This window comes from Loktanella sp. D2R18 (assembly GCF_003318235.1).
In the GTDB taxonomy this organism is placed as follows: Bacteria; Pseudomonadota; Alphaproteobacteria; order Rhodobacterales; family Rhodobacteraceae; genus Yoonia.
The window spans coordinates 128,915-147,777 of record NZ_QOCG01000004.1 but is presented as its reverse complement, the minus strand read 5'-3'; the positions used below and the strand labels follow the sequence as shown (position 1 = coordinate 147,777).

20 protein-coding genes are annotated in these 18,863 nt (G+C 53.0%); 15 read left to right on the top strand and 5 right to left on the bottom strand.

Annotated elements, in window-relative coordinates; genetic code table 11:
- Entirely contained in the window at positions 1–699 is a 699-nt protein-coding gene (locus DS901_RS01690) for a DUF4386 domain-containing protein (protein ID WP_181820712.1), read from the bottom strand.
- A gap of 78 nt (positions 700–777) precedes the next feature.
- On the opposite strand from DS901_RS01690, the gene DS901_RS01685 reads away from it, so the two are divergent.
- The 10 genes from DS901_RS01685 to DS901_RS01640 all read left to right on the top strand — a co-directional run bounded on the left by DS901_RS01685 (position 778) and on the right by DS901_RS01640 (position 9,976).
- A complete protein-coding gene (locus DS901_RS01685) occupies positions 778–1,677 on the top strand; it encodes a LysR family transcriptional regulator (RefSeq protein ID WP_113775186.1) in 900 nt (299 codons plus the stop codon).
- A 120-nt stretch (positions 1,678–1,797) separates the two neighbouring features.
- Positions 1,798–2,193, top strand: a complete 396-nt coding sequence (locus DS901_RS01680; protein WP_113775185.1) for a VOC family protein — start codon at positions 1,798–1,800, stop codon at positions 2,191–2,193.
- A gap of 170 nt (positions 2,194–2,363) precedes the next feature.
- Complete coding sequence (zrgA, locus tag DS901_RS01675) at positions 2,364–3,107, top strand: zinc uptake protein ZrgA (protein ID WP_309472519.1); 744 nt, start codon at positions 2,364–2,366, stop codon at positions 3,105–3,107.
- A gap of 39 nt (positions 3,108–3,146) precedes the next feature.
- Positions 3,147–3,821 carry an ABC transporter ATP-binding protein gene (locus tag DS901_RS01670; RefSeq protein ID WP_113775184.1) on the top strand — a complete coding sequence of 225 codons (675 nt, stop codon included), beginning with the start codon at positions 3,147–3,149 and terminating at the stop codon, positions 3,819–3,821.
- Positions 3,818–5,068, top strand: a complete 1,251-nt coding sequence (locus DS901_RS01665; protein ID WP_113775183.1) for an ABC transporter permease — start codon at positions 3,818–3,820, stop codon at positions 5,066–5,068. Before DS901_RS01670 ends, DS901_RS01665 begins: the two co-directional genes overlap by 4 nt.
- An 18-nt stretch (positions 5,069–5,086) precedes the next feature.
- The gene (locus tag DS901_RS01660) at positions 5,087–5,590 is read left to right on the top strand and encodes a DUF3299 domain-containing protein (protein WP_113775182.1); all 504 of its coding nucleotides are present in this window, start codon (positions 5,087–5,089) and stop codon (positions 5,588–5,590) included.
- Positions 5,584–6,096, top strand: a complete 513-nt coding sequence (locus DS901_RS01655; RefSeq protein ID WP_113775181.1) for a DUF3299 domain-containing protein — start codon at positions 5,584–5,586, stop codon at positions 6,094–6,096. Before DS901_RS01660 ends, DS901_RS01655 begins: the two co-directional genes overlap by 7 nt.
- A gap of 407 nt (positions 6,097–6,503) precedes the next feature.
- Positions 6,504–7,436, top strand: a complete 933-nt coding sequence (locus tag DS901_RS01650) for a TAXI family TRAP transporter solute-binding subunit (RefSeq protein WP_113775180.1) — start codon at positions 6,504–6,506, stop codon at positions 7,434–7,436.
- 123 nt (positions 7,437–7,559) lie between these two features.
- Positions 7,560–9,401 (top strand): TRAP transporter permease, encoded by a 1,842-nt coding sequence (locus DS901_RS01645; protein ID WP_258546622.1) that lies wholly within the window; start codon positions 7,560–7,562, stop codon positions 9,399–9,401.
- Positions 9,398–9,976, top strand: a complete 579-nt coding sequence (locus DS901_RS01640; RefSeq protein ID WP_113775178.1) for a cupin domain-containing protein — start codon at positions 9,398–9,400, stop codon at positions 9,974–9,976. The genes DS901_RS01645 and DS901_RS01640 overlap by 4 nt, the downstream gene beginning before the upstream one ends.
- A gap of 65 nt (positions 9,977–10,041) precedes the next feature.
- On the opposite strand, the gene DS901_RS01635 is transcribed toward DS901_RS01640, so the two are convergent.
- The 4 genes from DS901_RS01635 to DS901_RS01620 form a co-directional block, all read right to left on the bottom strand.
- Entirely contained in the window at positions 10,042–10,548 is a 507-nt protein-coding gene (locus DS901_RS01635; RefSeq protein ID WP_113775177.1) for a flavin reductase family protein, read from the bottom strand.
- A 113-nt stretch (positions 10,549–10,661) separates the two neighbouring features.
- Positions 10,662–11,561 carry an AEC family transporter gene (locus DS901_RS01630; protein ID WP_113775176.1) on the bottom strand — a complete coding sequence of 300 codons (900 nt, stop codon included), beginning with the start codon at positions 11,559–11,561 and terminating at the stop codon, positions 10,662–10,664.
- A gap of 10 nt (positions 11,562–11,571) precedes the next feature.
- Positions 11,572–12,351, bottom strand: coding sequence for a 3-keto-5-aminohexanoate cleavage protein (locus tag DS901_RS01625; protein ID WP_220150199.1), 780 nt, complete (start codon positions 12,349–12,351; stop codon positions 11,572–11,574).
- Positions 12,352–13,359 (bottom strand): Gfo/Idh/MocA family protein, encoded by a 1,008-nt coding sequence (locus tag DS901_RS01620; RefSeq protein WP_113775175.1) that lies wholly within the window; start codon positions 13,357–13,359, stop codon positions 12,352–12,354. It lies immediately after the preceding gene.
- Positions 13,360–13,611: 252 nt separating this feature from the next.
- Here DS901_RS01620 and DS901_RS01615 point away from each other — a divergent pair, with 252 nt between their 5' ends.
- From DS901_RS01615 to DS901_RS01595, 5 genes are all read left to right on the top strand, one after another.
- Positions 13,612–14,718 carry an LLM class flavin-dependent oxidoreductase gene (locus DS901_RS01615; RefSeq protein ID WP_113775174.1) on the top strand — a complete coding sequence of 369 codons (1,107 nt, stop codon included), beginning with the start codon at positions 13,612–13,614 and terminating at the stop codon, positions 14,716–14,718.
- Positions 14,718–15,524 carry an alpha/beta fold hydrolase gene (locus DS901_RS01610; RefSeq protein WP_113775173.1) on the top strand — a complete coding sequence of 269 codons (807 nt, stop codon included), beginning with the start codon at positions 14,718–14,720 and terminating at the stop codon, positions 15,522–15,524. The genes DS901_RS01615 and DS901_RS01610 overlap by 1 nt, the downstream gene beginning before the upstream one ends.
- A gap of 111 nt (positions 15,525–15,635) precedes the next feature.
- Positions 15,636–16,568, top strand: a complete 933-nt coding sequence (locus DS901_RS01605) for a LysR family transcriptional regulator (RefSeq protein WP_113775172.1) — start codon at positions 15,636–15,638, stop codon at positions 16,566–16,568.
- 249 nt (positions 16,569–16,817) lie between these two features.
- Positions 16,818–17,318, top strand: coding sequence for a tripartite tricarboxylate transporter TctB family protein (locus tag DS901_RS01600; RefSeq protein ID WP_113775171.1), 501 nt, complete (start codon positions 16,818–16,820; stop codon positions 17,316–17,318).
- A gap of 11 nt (positions 17,319–17,329) precedes the next feature.
- Complete coding sequence (locus tag DS901_RS01595; protein WP_113775170.1) at positions 17,330–18,814, top strand: tripartite tricarboxylate transporter permease; 1,485 nt, start codon at positions 17,330–17,332, stop codon at positions 18,812–18,814.
- The last annotated feature ends 49 nt before the right edge of the window (positions 18,815–18,863 follow it).

The following is an 18,863-nucleotide window of genomic DNA, read 5'->3' as shown; positions in this document are numbered from 1 at the left end:
TTATGCTGTTACGGTTTGTGTTGGGGACAAGCGACTGCCCCAAATCAACAACCATAGGCCAAAGCTGACCTCTGAAATTGTGACGATCACAAGCAGGCCGATGGCGGCGTAGTTGATCAGCGCGATATCGATGAACGCCAGCGCGGCGACCCCTTGGATAAGATAGCCAAACGCGCCCACAAACAACCCGCGCCCCAGCAGATGTGGCACGACGTTGGATTTGAGAATCAGCCAGCCAAGCGCCAATAGATGCACGCCAAAGAAAAGCTGCCAGACAAAGACGCCCATCGCGTGGGCCTCAAAACAGAACTGAATAAGCAGGGTTGGGCCTGCATCGCTGCGCAGCAAAAGATAGGGCATCACCCAAAGCAACAGGTTGATCCCCATCACCGTGATCATACCCGCCCGCGAGATCAGCGCGATCATCGACATGGTCGGTCCGACATAGCGGAACATTTGGAAAAGTATCGCCGTGATAGCGAGTTTGAACAGGATCACTGCACTATCGGCCAAAACCCCAAGCTTAAGCAGCCCGATATTTGCCATCAGATTGGCGCTGGATGACGCGGCATCACTTGCGACGATCTGCGTCGGCACATAGCCAATGCTAAACCCGCCGCAGACTGCAATGGAGAGATAAAGCGCGCCAGCCATACGTGCCGCCTGCGGGTCCCAATTATTGTGTGAGATAGGTGTCATCTGCGTTTCCTTTCTGTGTTGGCGTAGGTCTAATATCTGTGCCGATCTATGCGAATTGACCAATTTTCTAATTTTGATATGCATATTCGTATGAATTGGCGTGCGGTAAAATTTGACTGGAACAAAGCACGGGCATTTCTTGTGACAGCAGAGGAAGGGTCTTTGTCGGCCGCTGCGCGTGAATTGGGCATGGCGCAACCGACCCTTGGACGCCAAGTCGATGGGCTTGAACAAGAACTCGGCGTGGTGCTGTTTGAACGGGTGGGCCGCGGCCTGAGCTTGACCCCAAGTGGGGTGGAACTGCTTGAACATGTGCGCGCGATGGGTGAAGCGGCACAACGCGTGTCTCTCACGGCGCATGGTCAATCGCAGACGCTGGAAGGGTCTATTTCGATCGCCGCGAGCGAAACCTACGCCGCGGTTTTGCTTCCTCCGATCATTGCCAAACTGCGCCGTGAAGAGCCGGGTATTCAGGTTGAGATTGTCGTCTCAAACCGCGCCAGTGATTTGCGCCGCCGCGAGGCCGACATCGCCGTGCGCAATTTCCGCCCGACCGAACCTGATTTAATTGCCAAGAAAATCGGGATGGCGGATGCGATCCTCTATGCGGCACCCAGCTATGTTGAAAAGCTGGGGAGCCTGACGGTGCCCTATGATTTGCGGCACGCCGATTTCATCAACTTGGACCATTCGGGGATGATGCTGAAGGGGCTCAACAGCCTTGGCCTTGGGCTTACCGAAGCTAATTTTCCGCTTTTGACCGAAAGCTATCTGGTTATGTGGGAATTGGTCAAACAGGGTGCCGGTATTGGGGTGTTGGACGCTTATATTGGCGACGCAGAACCTGCTGTGGTGCGGGTCTTGCCAGACCTAGAGCCGCTCAGGTTTCCAATATGGCTCGTCGCGCACCGCGAACTTTCGACCAGCCGCCGGATCCGCCGCGTTTACGATTTCCTTGTTGCGGAACTGAAACGCTGACGCCGCAACGTTCTAGCCATTCCGTCCCTATAGGTTCATGCATGGTCGTACTTGGTTCATACCCGCCCCAAACTAAATGTATTAGGGGTCAACAGACTGCAAAGCCTAAGGAGATACACATTGGCAAAGTTTGTACACGCGATGATACGCGTTCTGGACGAAAGCAAATCCGTTTCATTTTACGACCAAGCATTTGGGTTGAAGGTTGCAGAACGTTTGGACTTTGACGGCTTTACACTGGTTTACCTTTCCAACGCGGAAAATACCTTTGAGTTGGAGCTAACAATCAACAAAAACCAAAGCGCGCCATATGACCTTGGGAACGGGTATGGCCACACGGCATTTGTTGTCGATGACGTCGATGCAGAACATCAACGGTTTGAGGAAGCCGGGCTCGCCCCCCGCAAGCTGGTTGATTTTGCACATGAAGGAAAAACGCTCGCTCGGTTTTTCTTTGTTCAAGATCCCGATGGGTACGAAATCGAGGTGATGCAAAGGCTCGGGCGTTATCAATAGATAAATCAGGGGCGAGGCGACGACGACAACCATAAAACCATGGCTAGGCGATAGTGCCGCAAGGCATTGTCGCGTGCGTCTTTGACTGTTTTGCAATTAGCGTGCATTCGCGCTTGTTGAGTGTTATTTTATAATATAACAAAACTGTGTCCGATGGAGGTCTGTATACAATGCGCGAACAAGCATCGATCCTCGCAAGAAACGATCTGGCGGTGTCGGCTGTGGTCCCTTTTTACGCGCGTGGCAAAGCCGTGCAGGCTGACCACTATTCCCTTAAACGATGGAAACTATATATGAAAATCTCATCATTTCTCGTATTGTCTACTCTTGTTGCTACCCCCGCTTTTGCAGAAGAAACGCGGCACTTGGACAGCCATGAACATGGTGTCGGCCAGCTTGATATTGCCTTTGATGGCACGCAAATCGCGATGGAACTGCATGCCCCCGGTGCGGATATTATCGGGTTTGAATATGTCGCCGAAAGCGCAGAAGACCTCGCTAAGATTGAAACAGCTTTGACAGTGTTGGAACAACCGCTGGATTTGTTTGTTGTACCTGAGGCCGCGCATTGTAGCGTTGTCGACGCGCATGCAGCGCTCGAAAGCGAAGAGGGTCACATGGATCATGACGACCATGAAGATGAGGGGCACGACGACCATGACGACCATGATCATGATGAACATGCGGAGGATGACCATGATGATCACGAAGATGAAGCGGCCCACACCGAGTTTCATGCGGAGTATTTGTTAAACTGCGATCATGTTTTTGAGCTAAACGAGATATCTTTCGCTTATTTCGCGGCCTTCCCCAATGCGCTTGAAGTTGAGGTCCAAATCGTATCCGATGCAGGTGCAACTGCGTTTGAAATTGAACGCGACGCGCCAGTGCTAGATTTGAGCGACCTGAATTAACCAAGGCATCTTGTGGACAATCGAGATCACATTCTGGAAATGAACGATGTTTGCTACCGCTGGCCGGGGCGGGCATCGTTCGCATTGAAGATCCCTGAATTCCGACTGGCACCCGCCGAAACTGTGCTTTTACTGGGTGAAAGCGGATCGGGGAAATCGACGTTATTGTCTTTGATCTGCGGCACGATATTGGCTCAATCCGGTACGGTTTGCGTCGCGGATACAGATATTGCGTTACTATCCGCCGGAAAACGCGACAGGTTTCGGGCCGAACAGGTCGGGCTAATATTTCAACAGTTTAACCTGCTGCCTTTTGCAAGCGTGCGTGACAACATCCTGCTCCCGCTTCGGTTTGCGTCAGGTCGGGCGGAACGCGTTCCTATGCCCAAGGCTGAGGCCTCGCGCCTTTGTCGCGACCTTGGATTGCCAGATGATATCATGCACACCAAGGCGGGAGCATTGAGCGTTGGCCAGCAACAACGCATCGCGGCGGCGCGCGCATTGATCGGCACGCCGCCCTTGATTGTCGCGGATGAACCGACATCATCTTTGGATGCGGCCACGCAAGCCACCTTCCTTGACCTCTTGTTTGCCCAATCTGAGGCACATGGCACTACGGTTTTAATGGTCAGCCATGATGCGCGGTTGGCTGATCATTTCGACCGGGTGATCCACATGACGGATATCGCCCAAACGACAAGGGAAGCGGCATGATATTGCGTCTCGCCTTTGCATCGCTTTTGGCGCGCGCATTGACAGTCGCGATGACCATTCTCGCGATTGCCCTGTCGGTGACGCTGTTTCTAGGTGTCGAAAAGGTGCGTACGGGTGCGAAGGCAAGCTTTGCTGACACGATTTCAGGTACTGACCTGATTATTGGGGCGAGGTCAGGATCTGTCCAACTGCTTTTGTATTCGGTGTTCCGCATCGGTAATGCGACGAACAACCTGACATGGGAAAGCTACCAAGACATCGTAGACCGGCCCGAAGTCGAATGGGTTGTTCCGATCTCGCTTGGCGATAGTCATCGTCAGTTCCGGGTGATGGGGACGACTGCGGAATTTTTTGACCGCTACAAATATCGCTCCGGGCAATCGCTATCCATCCAAGACGGCGCGGTGATGGATGATCTGTTTGACGCCACCATTGGGGCAGATGTTGCGCAGACCTTGGGCTACGCGGTGGGTGATCCGATTGTGGTGGCACACGGGCTGGCCTCTTTTGCTGAACATAAGGACCAGCCATTTCGTGTTTCAGGTATCTTGGCCAAAACTGGCACACCTGTTGATCGCACGGTGATTGTCAGCCTTGAAGCGATTGAAGCGATCCATGTGGATTGGCAAAGCGGCGCGCAAATCCCCGGTCAATCGACCCCAGCAGATGAAATCCGCCAGATGGATCTGCAACCCCAAGCCGTGACCGCCGCCTTGGTCGGCGTCAAAAGTCGCCTGCAAATCTTTGGCCTACAAAGGGCGATCAATGAATACCCGCAAGAACCGCTGTTGGCGATCTTGCCCGGCGTGGCGCTGCAAGAACTGTGGCAGATTGTTGGGATTGCCGAAACCGCGTTGGTCGCTGTGTCTGCGATGGTGATTGTCACGGCGATGATCGGTATGATGGCGACTATTTTCTCAAGCCTCAATGAACGTCGCCGGGAAATGGCGATATTCAGGGCGATGGGCGCGCGGCCCCGGATCATTCTGAGCCTTTTGGTGCTTGAGGCGGCTTTGATGGCAGCGCTTGGCGCGTTGCTTGGGCTGGTGCTGTTGTATCTGGGGCTTTGGGTGGCGCAGCCCATGATCGACAATGCCTTTGGCCTGTGGATTCCAATCGAAGCCCCCAGCATGCGCGAGGTCTGGGTGTTGATTACCGTTATTTTCGCTGGCGCAATTGTGAGCATGGTACCCGCAATCAGGGCTTACAGATTGTCCCTTGCCGATGGTATGATAGTCAAGATTTAGACCTTAGGGGGTCAATAGATGAAGGTTTCACGTAGACAAATGCTCGCGATTGCGGCGGCGGGGGTTGCGATTCCGCGTGTTGCTGCAGCAAACCCTGCGACCGAGATAACCTGGGATGATCTGATCCCACCGGGTGTCCCATATTCAGAAATCATCGGTGAAGGGGTGATGGACGAAGTAAATGACATCTGGTTGCCCGTCTTTGATGGCAATGCGACCAAGCTGAACCCCACACTCGACGGGGCCTATATCAAGATGCCGGGGTTCATCATCCCGATGGAGCAAACGGCTGCAGGGGTCACCAGTTTTATTTTGGTTCCCTATGTGGGGGCCTGCATTCACACGCCACCACCGCCGCCCAATCAGCTGGTTTTCGTGAATGCGGTCACGCCATGGCCGTCCGATAACCTATGGGACGCGGTTTGGGTGACCGGCCAGATGCAACACGAGCTGCAAACGACTGAAGTCGCACAGACCGGTTACGTGCTCGAAGCGGAGCTTATGGAGATTTACGTATGGTGAAGCTGTTTGCAAACCGTCGACGTGTGTTGACTGGCTTTGGTGCACTTGCGTTGGCCCCACATGCCGCCTTTGCCGAAGACGTTATTGACCTCGAATGGCAAGATTTGTTGCCTGATAGCGGATCTGCAATTTCACCCGCGCTTCAAAGCCTGTTTGAACATGACGAAACCGCCATTCCTTCGGGCGTGCAACCGCAGTCTACGGGAGTGCGGACTGATTGGAATGGCGCGGTTGTCAGCTTGCCGGGGTTTATCGTGCCTATCGATTATGCCGGTTCAGGCGTAACAGCGTTCATTTTGGTGCCTTACGTAGGGGCCTGCGTCCATGTGCCGCCACCGCCCGCAAACCAACTTGTGTTTGTCACAACGGCGACGCCCTACGAAAGCGCCGGCCTGTTTGAGCCTGTCACCGTGACTGGCATGTTCGGCACTGCGTCAACGTCAACGCAGCTTGCGGATATCGCTTATGCTCTGAGCGCAGATGTGATCGCACCGTATCAGGGTTAAAAGCAAATACGGCTCTTATTATACTGAAACTGGGCTCGCCACCTGCGCGAAGTATGCGTGTTTTTTGGACAATATTGATATTTACGTAGATTCGGCGTTTGGCAATCCCATATCTATACTGGACGTCGCGCAATCATTGGCTGATAATTGGGTGGCCTAGCGACCGTATTTGGCGACGCGTCACGATAGGATACAGTATATAGGCCTAAATTTGCCGATATATAGCGACACTTTAAATGTGTAATGATGTCGTACTGTTACGAATTATGCGCTAGCTTCGATGCATTCATGCGCGGGACTTTTCACTATAAATATCTATTTATTTTCTATTTTACCAAAAATATAGATTTTTTATTGCTTTCCAACCTCAGAACGCTAGCTTGTGCGTGCATGTTAAGGAGGATTCCATGTCTATTGCATTCAAGAACCTTGCCGGGGCCGCTGTATTGGCTATTCTTGGCACGGCCTCATCGGCCGAGGAGCTACGTATTGGTACTGCGTCGTTGGGTGGCGCGTTTTATCCTATGGGACAGAGTATTTCGAACGTTGTGAATGCGCACGCTGGCGAAGGTATCACTATGGTGCCAATCGTGACGGGCGGGTCGGTTCAAAACCCAAATTTGATCGCTAGCGGTGAAGTTGAAATCGCGATTACAAATAATAACCTTGCAGTATTGGCGACCAAAGGTGTTGGCCCGTATAGCAATACAGGTCCGATTGACGTTGGCGCGGTTGCCGCGTTGCATCCTTCTGTTTTGCACATGATGGTTTTGGCCGATAGCGACATCCAAACAATCGAAGACCTTGCAGGCAAGCGCGTCGCGGTTGGCCCCGCAGGCGGCGGTACACTGGGTTTTGTAAACTTCTTGTTGCCTTTGCATGACATGAGCGTCGAAGATATCACTCCAAGCTTTGTGTCGTATTCAGATGGTTTCAGCCAACTGACTGACGGAACGGTTGACGCGGCTCTGGCCCTATCTGGTTACCCAGCGGGTGCTGTGATGCAGGCGACTGCAGGTGCCGATTTGCGCTTTATCAGCTTCTCAGATGGGATGTTGGAAAAAGCACTTGAGGCAAATGGCGCATATGTGGCTGTCGAAGTGGCTGCGGATGTCTATGATACCGAAACAGCTGGCACCGTGATCGGTGTGAACAACATGTTGATCGCACCCAACAGCATGGATGCAGCAACAGTTCAGGCTGTTACTGCCGCAATCTTTGAGAATCTCGAAGAACTTCAGGCTGAAAATGCCAATGCGCGCCAGATTGATCCAGCAATGTCCTTGAACCTTGCGATCCCATTGCACCCAGGTGCACAGGCTTATTTCGACTCTCAATAATTCGGCGACCACTTTGTCGCTTTTGGTCGGGGCATCCCAGCGATGTCCCGACCGCATCGTAAAACCAGGGAAATTGTTATGGCATCCATCAGTCGGTTTTTAACCGCGCAGACCGCTATTTTTATGGCAGGACTCGTACTTGGGGCATACCACTTGATGGAAGTGTCCGGACTTTTCGTGATTTCGACGACGCCGATGCGCGTCACCCACGTGATGCTGGCCTTGTCATTGCTTTTTGTGATCAAGCCCGCCAGCGCCAAACTGGAAGGAACCATGGTCAACCGAGCGATATCGCTTTCGTTGATTTTCGCAACAGTTGGCGCAAGTATCTGGATCTTAACCCGTTGGAAAACAATCGCCTTTAGTGGCGGTATCACCTCTTCTGGGGATTTCTACGCTGGGATCATCATACTTGTCGTGGTGTTTGAGGCCGCGCGCCGCGGTATCGGTCTTGTCTTGGCCGGGATCACCTTTGTTTTCTTTATCTACCCGTTTTTGGCGCCTTACCTGCCCGGTGTTCTGGGGGGGCGTGGGGCATCGCTTAGTCGGATCGTCACTGTCCTGACAACAGACACCCAAGGGATCTATGGCATTCCGATTTACGTCGCTTCCAAATACATCATTGTGTTCACCATTTTCGGCGCGCTTTTGTCGAATTTCGGCGCCGGTGACTTCTTTTTTGAATTGTCCATGCGTTGCACACGTGGCTTGCGTGCGGCTTCCGCCAAATCGGCAGTGTTGTTTTCAACATTGATTGGCATGGTGAGCGGATCAGCCGCAGGCAATGTGGCTGTCACAGGCACGGTCACAATCCCGATTATGAAACGCGAAGGCTATGCCCCCCACCAAGCTGCCGCAATTGAAGCGGTTGCATCCACGGGGGGACAGATCATGCCACCTGTCATGGGCGCTGCAGCATTCATCATGGCTGAAATCGTCGGTGTCCCCTACACGGCTGTCATGGCCGCGGCGATTATCCCGGCTTTGTTGTTTTTTGGATCGGCATTTATGGTTGTGCATTTGCAGGCCGTGAAATCCGGAATCATGCCAAATGCAGGGACCACAACCAGCGAGGAACCACTTGGTAAAGTGCTGTTTAACGGGGCTCCGTTTATTGCGGCCTTTGGCACGTTGATCACGATGATGCTGATGGGCTATTCGCCATTCAAATCATCGCTTTGGGCAATGGGCGCACTGCTTGCATGTGATGTGATTTTTCGCAGATCCATCAATAAGGAATTCGTTGAAAAAATTCTGCGCTCTGTTTCAGAAGGCGCACGGTCTATTGTCACGATTTCAGCGGCTTGTGCGGCTGCGGGGATTATTGCGGGCGTTCTTGGTGTGACTGGCCTTGGATCAAAGGTTGCCACACTGATTGATGTCGCGTCAGGCGGCTATCTGTTTATCGCCTTGTTCTTTACAATGGTCACGTCGATCATTTTGGGTATGGGGTTGCCGACCACAGCGGCCTATCTAATTTTGGCGACTGTTGTCGCACCTGCCTTGGCTAAATTGGGCGTACCTGAATTGACCGCGCATTTCTTTGTCTTCTACTACGGCTGTATTTCGACGATCACTCCGCCTGTGGCGCTTGCGTCCTATGTGGCGGGCGGCATTGCAGGTGCGAATGTCAACAAGGTTGGTTGGACAGCCGCAAGCTATGCGGCGACATCCTTTGTTCTACCGTTTGCGTTTGTCTACGGCCCCGGCCTGCTGATGGGCGGTACAATCGTTGAAAACATACTTGCTGTTGTGACCGCCGCGTTGGGCACATTTGCAATCGCGGTTGCGATTATTGGCACTCTGAACGGCCCGCTCTCGCCAATGGTGCGATTGATCGCGGCGGCAGCGGGCTTGTGTCTCTTGTTCCAAGGGTTGATCAGCGCGGCTATCGGTCTTGGTCTTTTTGTTGCGGTCGCGGTTCTCGACCGATCCTCTCACCAAACTTCGAAAGCTACGTCATGAAACATAAAGATTACCGCCGCGTTGTCACCGGACATAACGCCGAAGGCACCGCAATCATTGAAAGCGACCAGATTGCGACGCAACAGCTAGAACGCCCAAACCGTCCGGGTGTACGGCTGACGAATTTCTGGATGACGGATCAGACCCCGGCCGAATACGACGGGCCAACGGAAACCTGCACTGGCGATTTCATTCTGCACCCGCCGCAAAACGGCACAGTGTTTCGCTGTGTGGAATTCATGCCAGAAGACCCCGAAGTGATGGCCCGTCTGTCCAGCGAAGATGGCGCTGCGGCATTTGCCGAAATGGGCGCCGGTGCAAACATCGTGCAAGGTGGCCGTCATCCATGGATGCACCGCACAGATTCCGTCGATTATGGCATTGTCATGAACGGTGAAATTTGGATGCTGATGGACAATGAAGAAGATGACGTGCTGCTAAAAGCGGGTGATGTTGTTGTACAGCGCGGCACGAACCACGCATGGGCTAACCGCGGCACCGAACCATGCACGATTATGTTTGTGCTTGTTGATGGCGTTATGGAGGCAGGTAAAGGCAAGGGGCTGCCACGCTAGGCTGGCCTTAAACGGTTCATCTAAAGAAATTGCGCGGCATTGCGACCGCGCAATTTTTTTACGCTTTATGCAGTCGTAAAAGCGCCAAGCTGACCTTTTCCAAACACCAATGGCGTCCGATCAAAAGATGCGTGCTGTTCGACGCGACCGATCATGATTTTATGATCCCCGCCTTCAACCACGGCATGGGTGGTGCATTCCAACGTCGCGGCGCAACCGGCAAGAATGGGGAGCCCATGCAAGCCTCGGGTCCAGTTCAATGACTCAAAACGGTCGCGTTCTTGGCCTGAGAATAACTTGCACAATGCGACTTGATCGCCGGACAAAATATTGATCGCAAAGCCTTTGTGCGCAATGTATTCGGGCAGGCTGCCCGCGTTGCTTGCAAGGCTCCACAAGACAAGCGGCGGGTCCATCGACACGGAATTGAAAGAACTGATCGTGACGCCAATCGGTGTACCCTCACGCGCTGACGTCGTCGCAATTGCAACCCCCGTTGGAAAGCAAGACAACGTATCCCGTAAGGCCTTGGGGTCTATCGACGGGGCTTTTTCCATGACATCGGTTTGCATTGGGTTCACTCCTAGTCTGCTGCAGTAGTGCTGCGATGGGATGACCGTAATGTGGCCGCTTGCACGAAAAAAGACATCGTTGCTTATGCGGCCTATAAGAAACGATGATGGGCTTAGGCGGCCAATTGCAATGAAATCCAAAGCAATAGGGGCAGGCATATCAGGGTCAACAAAGTTGACATGACCACAAGCCCTGCAACGCGTTTGGGGCCTTGGTCGTAGCGTGCTGCAATGACATAGGTGACCACCGCTGATGGCATTGATGAGAGAATAAAAATCGCCCCCGCAGCGATGCCCGTCGCACCAAGGAAATAGATCGTGCAAAGACCGGCGGCTAATCCAATAGATAGACGTAAAAGCGCCAACGAGGCCGCAGTTTTCAGATCAGATACCCCAAGACCAGCGATCGCAGCCCCCAATAGGATGAGCATGACAGGGATCATCATGCCGCCCAAAATTTCGGTGGTGTCAGCGATAACCAAGGGGACCATTGCACCCGTGAATTTTACAGTCAAAGCCGCAATAACAGCCCAGATGAGTGGTTCCTTTACAAGGCTTTTAGGCGAAAATGCCCCTGCAACGACAATTGGCATCAAAGTGTACTGGATGATGGCCACGACAAAATAGAACGCCACACCAATAGCTAACCCATCAGCACCAAAGGCCAGCAGAACAAGCGGCAGTCCAAGGTTACCGGAATTCGGCATCGTTAACGGTGGCAGATAGGTATTTATTGGTTTGCCAATAAGCTTGAGGCAAATCAGCGCGAAAATGATCGCTAACCCGCAGGTGCAAAGCGCAGCAAGCGAGACGTCCATCAAAATTTGCGTCGGAAGATCGGTTGTCGTGAGTGTGGAAAACACCAAGGCGGGCGTCCCGACCAGCATAATGAGGCGGCTGATACTTGTGACATCGACCTTTGCCGATGATCTTTGTAAGAAAAACCCAATCGTGATGATGAAACAGATCGGGGCAAGGACTTCTGCCAGCGCCTTGAGTTGGATCAGGTCCATGTTTGCCCTTTTAGTTTGCGGTCATCCGCGCGACCAATTCACGGACACGTTCTGCATTGTTTTTTGCACCGGATCCATCGGCATTCCAAAGCGAGTTTTCGAACCCGATACGGGCTTTCCCACCTAATTCAAAAGTCCGCAAAAGGCAGTCGGTTTCGGCAGTCCCAAAAGCGCACATCATCCAGTCAAAGGATGCCCCATCCGTAGGCGTGATAAGTGGTGCCGCAAAACTTGCGATGTCTTCAAGGCGGCTGATCTTGGTCCCGTCATAGGACCCCAAAACAAGCTGCACATGGTGGTGTGTACCCGGAATGATACCGTCGTTCATAAATCCGATAAGCCGATCAAGCTCATCGCGGCTATAGCAAATATGTTGAATCTTAACGCCGTTTTCATACGCCCAATGATAGCAATCCGTTGCAGCCGCTTGCGTTGCCTCGTCGGGCAGGAATTCGCGCAGGGCGACAGAAATTGAACGCGGCTTTAACGCTTGAATAAGGTCGCGCTGATCTGCGGCGGTATACAGCCCTGCGCTTTCACTCGTGATTTGCGCAAAGAAGTCGGGCAGGGCAGTGTCTATCTTTTCTAGCAAACGGGCATAACGGTCGGCGTCCAACGAATGGATGCCAGCGTCGTCGCGCACGTGCAAATGCGCGCCAGTCGCCCCCTCACCAGCACAGGCGATACAGGTCTCGACGGTTTCGTCAATCGTGACCGGCAGCTTAGGGTGGTCGGCTTGCGTGCGGCGTGCGCCGTTTGGGGCGACCATAATTTTCGGCAGGTTGAGCATTTAAGATCCCATATGGATGGTTTCGCGGGTCTCTGCAGACTGGGCGATCGCATCTAAAACTTCGATGTTGTGAATCATTTCTTCATGGCTAAAACGATAAGGTGCTGTGCCCTGACATGCCTCGCGAAATGCGTTCAGATTGTCAACGACGGCATCGGTCCATTCAAAAACCTGTTCACGGTGCGGTTGGCCAGTGGCCGCTTCGACATAGCTGACCTTGCCGCCGGGGGTGTCTGGGTGCGAATCGTTGCGGACTTCGATCCATTTTTCGGTCCCGAACACATGCATGCGGATGAAGTGGGGCGTATGTAAAACCGCGCTTAGGGTTGCTGTCATCCCGGCTTTGAAGCCAAGCTGCACAGTGACCAAATCCCCGGTTTCCCAGCCTAGCGACCGATCCGCCGTCATCGCTTGTACAGTTTCGACCGGGCCAAAGAATGAGATGAGCAAATCAGTCAGATGGATGCCCATCGCGGTCATGCCGCCGGCGGGGCTCACGGCTTTGGAGGTCCGCCAATCGCCCGCGGGTACATTGATCAGCTTATCGTGGCTGAATGCGGCTTCGGCATGCATGATCGTACCAAGCCCGCCTTTGTCGATTTCAGCTTTCAGCGCCTCTAATCCCGGCTCAAACCGGCGTTCGTGGCCAATGCCCAAGGTCACGCCAGCGTCAATACAGGCTTGCACGGACCGTTTTGCGCTGGGGCCCGTTAGCCCAAGTGGCTTTTCGCAAAAGACGTGCTTTCCGGCGGCGGCGCACATGGTTACTTGCTCTTCGTGGACAGGGTTCGGGGTCGTCAGGATCACGGCATCGATATCGGGGCGGGCAAGTACGGTTTCGAAATCGGCGCAAGCATCAACACCGGCGGCGATGATATCGGCATGATTAGCCGTATTTGGTTCGATCACCGCAAGAACATCAATGTCTGGCGAAGTCGCGAGCCGTTTCACCATATGGCGCCCCCACCATCCAAAACCGGCAATCGCAACCGTAAATTTGTCAGACATCCTAGGCTCCCCCCTTGTGATACGACAGCATACCAAACCGAATAGATGGCGAACGGCAAGGCCTTGCAACTCATCAAAACTTATAGGGGCAAGTAGAAAATCTGATTGCTCACTCTGACCTATGCCAATGCATTTAACCCGCGATGGCAATCAGATTTTCTGATTGCAGCTATAACAAAGCATCGTTTTCCCTGTTGCCCCGAGACGGTCAATCTAGCCGCCAACATTGCTTGACATCCTTGGGAGGGACAGATGGAGCTTTCTTTTTTCACGATGCCGATACACCCGGTTGGGAAATCGATTTCACAAAGCCTGCAAGAAGACCGCGAAGCTTTTATTCTCGCGGATGAGCTTGGGTTCGTCGAAGGTTATTGCGGTGAGCATACGACCGATCTTGCAGAGGTGATTACGTCCACCGTCGCATTTATGGCGAGCCTTGCCTATGAGACGAAAAATATTCGGCTTGGCACGGGAACCGTGAACCTGCCAAATTCGCACCCTGCGCGGGTCGCCGCCGAAGTGGCGATGCTTGACCACATGACCAAAGGCCGGATGAATTTCGGTATCTCGCCCGGCGGGCTGATGTCAGACGCAGAAATTTTCGGCAACCTTGATAATGACCGCAACAAGATGTTCATCGAATGCATCAATATGGTGCTTCAGATCTGGGAAGGCGAAGCGCCTTATAATCTAAAGGGTGAATTTTTTGAGGTTTCGACTGAAAAGACAATGATCCCCGAGATCGGGCAAGGCACTGTGATCAAGCCCTATCAGGATCCACATCCCCCCATCGTTGGGACCGTCGTCGCCCCGTTTTCAAAAGGGGTGACAGCGATGGCCGCGCGCGGGTGGGAGCCCATTTCTGCGAATTTCTTGCTGCCTAAATGGGTGAAAACCCATTGGCCCAACTATGTAGAAGGCTGCGAACAGGGTGGCCGGAAGGCTGATTTCAATAACTGGAGCGTCGCTAAGAACATTTGTGTTGCCGAAGATATGGCGACTGCCAAAGCCTATGCGCGTGATCCTGATAGCCCTTATGTGTTTTACTATAGTCAGCTATTGACGAAAATGCGGGCGGGCGGGCGTTTGAACCTGTTCAAAGAAGATCAAAACATGCCCGACGATGATGTGACATTGGATTACGTGATGGATCGTTTAGTGATCTACGGTGATCCTGAAAGTGTTGCTGATCAGGTGTTGGAATTCCATGAGGAAGTTGGCCACTTTGGCAAGCTTGTCTATGCAGGTCACGACTGGGCAGACCGCGAATTGGGTCGTCGCTCTATGATCCTGACGGCGGAAAAAGTGCTGCCAAAGGTTAATGCAGCGCTTGGCGCTTTGACGTTGGAAAATAACTGATGGCCAACTTGAATTTCCTAGAGCTATCTGACGGCGTTAAGCTGGCCTATCAAATTGACGGCCCTGCCAATGGTGATTGGATCATCTGTTCCAATTCGCTGGCGACCGATATGCGCTTGTTTGACTATGAAGCGTCATATTTGGCAAAAACCTTCCGCGTTTTGCGTTACGACACACGTGGTCACGGGCAAAGCGGCGCGAGTGCTTCACCCTACAGTTTCCCGCAGTTGGTCGGTGATCTGATTGCGTTGATGGATCATGAGGGTATCGCAAAAGCTGATGTTCTTGGTGTCTCGCTTGGTGGAATGACGGCATTGGCATTGGCGGCACAGCACCCGGACCGGGTGAACCGGATTATTTGTTGTGATGCCCGCGCAGATGCGCCCGACCCGTATAAAGCGATCTGGGTCGGTAATATTGCGAAATTGCATAGTGAAAATCTGGCAGCGCTTTGTGAGCCGACGTTAACCCGCTGGTTTACTGAAGGTTTCCTTGCGGATGCGGCGAATAAGTCCAAACTGGATGTCGTACGTGCTATGTTCAACGCCACGGCCTCCATAGGGTATGAAGGGACGGCGCGCTGCTTGCAGTCATTGAACGTATTGCCGTCATTGTCAGGGCTTACGCATGACGCGTTGTTCATGACGGGCGCTCAGGACGTTGCGGCACCCGTCGCTGTTATGCAAGCAATGGCTGACGCCACACCCAATGGCACATTCAAGGTCATCGCGGATGCGGCGCATCTGTCGAACCTCGAACAGCCGCAAGCGTTCAAAAATGAGATATGCGCCTTTTTAGGCTGCTAATCCCGGGGCGGGCCTGTCTAACGGCCCGCCGCCGTAAGCCATTGATGGAATGCGCGGTTCCAGCTAGTTTAACGCGGCGCATTCAGCGTCAGCACTAGGGGCTTTTCCAACATGCGAAATATCAAGACCCAACAACTGCGTTACTTCGTTGCCGTGTATAACGTCGGTTCGATCACGGCGGCAGCGCACCAAGTGAACGCGACCCAATCGGGTGTCAGCATGCAGATCCGCGAATTCGAAGATCGTGTGGGCGTGCCGCTGTTCGAGCGTAATTCAGCAGGTGTTGTGCCGACCAAAATGGGCGATTTGGTCTACCGTCGTGCGATACGTGTGCTGCGCGAAATGGATGAATTGCAAAACGACGTGTCGGCCCATCGTGGGCATCTGGTTGGAAGTGTGCGTGCTGGCATTATGCCGACCTTTGCGCGGTCTGTTCTTGGGCCTACATTGATGGAATTTTCTGAAAAATACCCCTATGTGGATGTGCAAATCAGCGAAGGCTATAGCGAAACGCTAACACGGCGCGTGGCCGACGAAGAACTTGATTTCGCGGTTGTGCCAGCAGGCCCCTTGCCTGTAGGCATCCGCAGTTCGCATGTAGACACTGATCTGGAACTGCTTGTGGAAAGCAATTTGGACGGCAAAGCCACCGACGGCTTTACCCATCTCGCGACGGCCCCACCATTGAACCTCGTACTTCCAGGGACAGGTAACGCCCGCCGCAAAGGGATCGATCAATACCTTGAAAATACATGTCAGTCGAAGCATGCGATCTTGCAGTTGGACAGTATGATGACGACTTTTGACCTGCTGGAGCGCGGCAATTACGCGTCAATTTTGCCAGGCTGTTTGTGCATCTCAAAATTTGATGATCCAAAGGCGAAGTTATCCCCAATTCGGGACCCGGTGTTGACCGTGGATTACCTGCTGATTGAACCTGAAACGCGCGCAAAATCAACCGCGACTTCTGCGTTCGGAGAGCTACTTTGTCACATGATTAGAAAGAGTTGCGCCGATGTGCGTGAACGCTTCCCGGTTGCGTAGTTGGACGCAAAAACACCCAAGGGTTTTGTTTGATTCAAAGGGATAAAACAGCAGGTTCAGACCCATCATTTTTTCTGATTCCGACCATAAGTAACCACACGTTGTTTTTCTACTGCAGCTTTGGTTACGATCTTAAAAAGACGCCGGAATGAATGGGAGTTTCATGACGGCAGATGGGAGAGCGGCGCGCTGTTTAAGGAGCGTGACCAAGTCCGCACCGGGGAGGGTGATGTGATTGCAAATATAAAAATGTCCGCTGAGAGGTGGGTTCTCTTAGCGTTTGTCGCGCTTTCAGTGCTGGCCATCGTGTGCATGGGGCAGCTTGTTGCCGCGCCAAAAGTTCTGATGGGGCGCATGCTTACCGCAATTACGCCGAGCCTATTTCCAACTTTGGTTCTTGGAGTTATGGCGGTGCTTTCTGGCATCGTTTTGTATTTTTCAAATGTCGATGAAGTAGACACGTCAGAGGACGCAAGCACCGATTGGCAATCCATTGCGCGCGGCGCGATGCTGTTCGGTTTTATGCTGTTTTACGCCTTGGCGATGGTGCCATTTGGTTTCTTCGTCTCGTCCGCGCTCACGATCATCATGGTGTCCGTGCTTTCGGGAAACCGATCTGCCCTGCAAATTATTGCGATCGCCGTGATTGGCCCTGTGGCACTTTACTTAGTGGCAACGCGGGTCTTGGCCGTATCGCTCCCTGAACTCAATACAATCGAGCTGTTCTACGCGCAGCAACTCGGCCTCTAAGGAAAACGCGGATGTTAGAACAATTCATTACTGGCTTTGGTATGGCGTTTCGGGTCGATACCTTTGCGCTGATGGCCGCTGGTCTGTTTGGGGGTATGCTTGTGGGCGCTTTGCCCGGATTCACGACGCTTTTGGCGATGGCGATTTTGTTGCCTATCTCGTTTTTCTTGGAACCTATTGTCGGTATTCCGTTCCTTCTAGGTGTCTATAAAGGCGGCATTTTTGGAGGTTCTATCCCTGCGATCCTTGTGTCCATGCCGGGCACGGGTGCGGCGGTTGCCACGTCCCGCGACGGATACTCGCTGACCAAGCAAGGAAAGTCGCGCAAGGCGCTGGATATGGCGCTGTGTTCTTCGGTTTTTGGGGACACCATGAGCGACATGTTCACCATGGTGATGATTTTCCCAATCGCATTTCTTGTGATGCAATTTGGTCCACCTGAACTGTTTGCGGTGCTGCTGCTAAGCTTGGTGATTATCGCGGCCACTTCGGGGAAAAATCCGCTCAAGGCGTTGGTGATGATGCTGTTCGGTCTGTGGCTGTCGTTTATCGGGACGGACCCGTTGGGTGGGGTTGAGCGGTTTACCTTTGGTATTTTCGATCTGAAATCGGGCATCCCCTTATTGCCAATGCTGATCGGTGTCTTTGCGATCCCTGAAATCGCCAATGTGGTGATGAAGTCGGACAAGGTACAAAAGCTGGCCGCCGTCATGGGCGAGCGTCTGACCTTTGCCGAATTCCGCCGCTGCTTTCGCACCATTTGTAGGTCTACAGTGATCGGTACAGGTATCGGGATCATTCCGGGGTTGGGGCAGGTTGTTGCCGCGATGATGGGATATTCGGCCGCAAAGAATGCTTCAGATCACCCCGAAACATTCGGCGAGGGCGAACTTGAAGGCATCGCCGCCGCCGAGGCTGCAAACAACGCGGTCAACGGTCCAACAATGGTCCCGCTTTTGACGCTGGGCATTCCAGGTGACAACGTCACGGCGATCTTGCTGGGCGCATTCGTGGCCCAAGGCCTGCGTCCCGGACCGCAATTGTTCGAAGAGCAAGGTGCGACGGTGTTTGCCATTCTGGTGGCTATGGTCTTTGCCAACCTGTTGTTCTTGATCATTGGGTATCTGTCGATTCCGTTCTTTTCGCGGATCGTGCAGATCAAAACATCTGTACTGGTGCCTGTCGTGATTATGTTTGCATTCGCAGGGGCTTATGTGTTCCGATCCGATAACTTTGACCTGATCATGCTTGTTGCTTTTGGTGTCTTTGGTTTGGTCGCACGGGCCGGCAAGTTTGATGTCATGCCAATGGTTATGGGCTTCATCCTTGGGCCGCCGATGGAATACGCATTCGGCCAGACGATGGCGATGGGCAACGGCGAAGTCATGCAGTTCCTATTCCAAGAACGTTTGGGCGCAATAGGTGTACTGCTTTCAATTCCTGTCATTGGGTTCATGCTGTGGAGACGCCTGAACGCATTGCCTGCGGAAAACTAAAATGGTGGGTGACGCATCGCCCCTCCATTCAATGAAAGATGCATAAAGG

What these genes read in the sequence shown, in the direction of transcription:
- DS901_RS01660 (WP_113775182.1), top strand. Translation starts at nt 5,087, where the DNA reads ATGAAGGTTTCACGTAGACAAATGCTCGCGATTGCGGCGGCGGGGGTT.
- DS901_RS01610 (WP_113775173.1), top strand. Translation starts at nt 14,718, where the DNA reads ATGGCCAACTTGAATTTCCTAGAGCTATCTGACGGCGTTAAGCTGGCC.
- DS901_RS01595 (WP_113775170.1), top strand. Translation starts at nt 17,330, where the DNA reads ATGTTAGAACAATTCATTACTGGCTTTGGTATGGCGTTTCGGGTCGAT.
- DS901_RS01615 (WP_113775174.1), top strand. Translation starts at nt 13,612, where the DNA reads ATGGAGCTTTCTTTTTTCACGATGCCGATACACCCGGTTGGGAAATCG.
- DS901_RS01645 (WP_258546622.1), top strand. Translation starts at nt 7,560, where the DNA reads ATGGCAGGACTCGTACTTGGGGCATACCACTTGATGGAAGTGTCCGGA.
- DS901_RS01685 (WP_113775186.1), top strand. Translation starts at nt 778, where the DNA reads ATGCATATTCGTATGAATTGGCGTGCGGTAAAATTTGACTGGAACAAA.
- DS901_RS01655 (WP_113775181.1), top strand. Translation starts at nt 5,584, where the DNA reads ATGGTGAAGCTGTTTGCAAACCGTCGACGTGTGTTGACTGGCTTTGGT.
- DS901_RS01640 (WP_113775178.1), top strand. Translation starts at nt 9,398, where the DNA reads ATGAAACATAAAGATTACCGCCGCGTTGTCACCGGACATAACGCCGAA.
- DS901_RS01690 (WP_181820712.1), bottom strand. Translation starts at nt 699, where the DNA reads ATGACACCTATCTCACACAATAATTGGGACCCGCAGGCGGCACGTATG.
- DS901_RS01650 (WP_113775180.1), top strand. Translation starts at nt 6,504, where the DNA reads ATGTCTATTGCATTCAAGAACCTTGCCGGGGCCGCTGTATTGGCTATT.
- DS901_RS01665 (WP_113775183.1), top strand. Translation starts at nt 3,818, where the DNA reads ATGATATTGCGTCTCGCCTTTGCATCGCTTTTGGCGCGCGCATTGACA.
- DS901_RS01635 (WP_113775177.1), bottom strand. Translation starts at nt 10,548, where the DNA reads ATGCAAACCGATGTCATGGAAAAAGCCCCGTCGATAGACCCCAAGGCC.
- zrgA (WP_309472519.1), top strand. Translation starts at nt 2,364, where the DNA reads ATGCGCGAACAAGCATCGATCCTCGCAAGAAACGATCTGGCGGTGTCG.
- DS901_RS01670 (WP_113775184.1), top strand. Translation starts at nt 3,147, where the DNA reads ATGAACGATGTTTGCTACCGCTGGCCGGGGCGGGCATCGTTCGCATTG.
- DS901_RS01620 (WP_113775175.1), bottom strand. Translation starts at nt 13,359, where the DNA reads ATGTCTGACAAATTTACGGTTGCGATTGCCGGTTTTGGATGGTGGGGG.
- DS901_RS01605 (WP_113775172.1), top strand. Translation starts at nt 15,636, where the DNA reads ATGCGAAATATCAAGACCCAACAACTGCGTTACTTCGTTGCCGTGTAT.
- DS901_RS01600 (WP_113775171.1), top strand. Translation starts at nt 16,818, where the DNA reads ATGTCCGCTGAGAGGTGGGTTCTCTTAGCGTTTGTCGCGCTTTCAGTG.
- DS901_RS01625 (WP_220150199.1), bottom strand. Translation starts at nt 12,351, where the DNA reads ATGCTCAACCTGCCGAAAATTATGGTCGCCCCAAACGGCGCACGCCGC.
- DS901_RS01630 (WP_113775176.1), bottom strand. Translation starts at nt 11,561, where the DNA reads ATGGACCTGATCCAACTCAAGGCGCTGGCAGAAGTCCTTGCCCCGATC.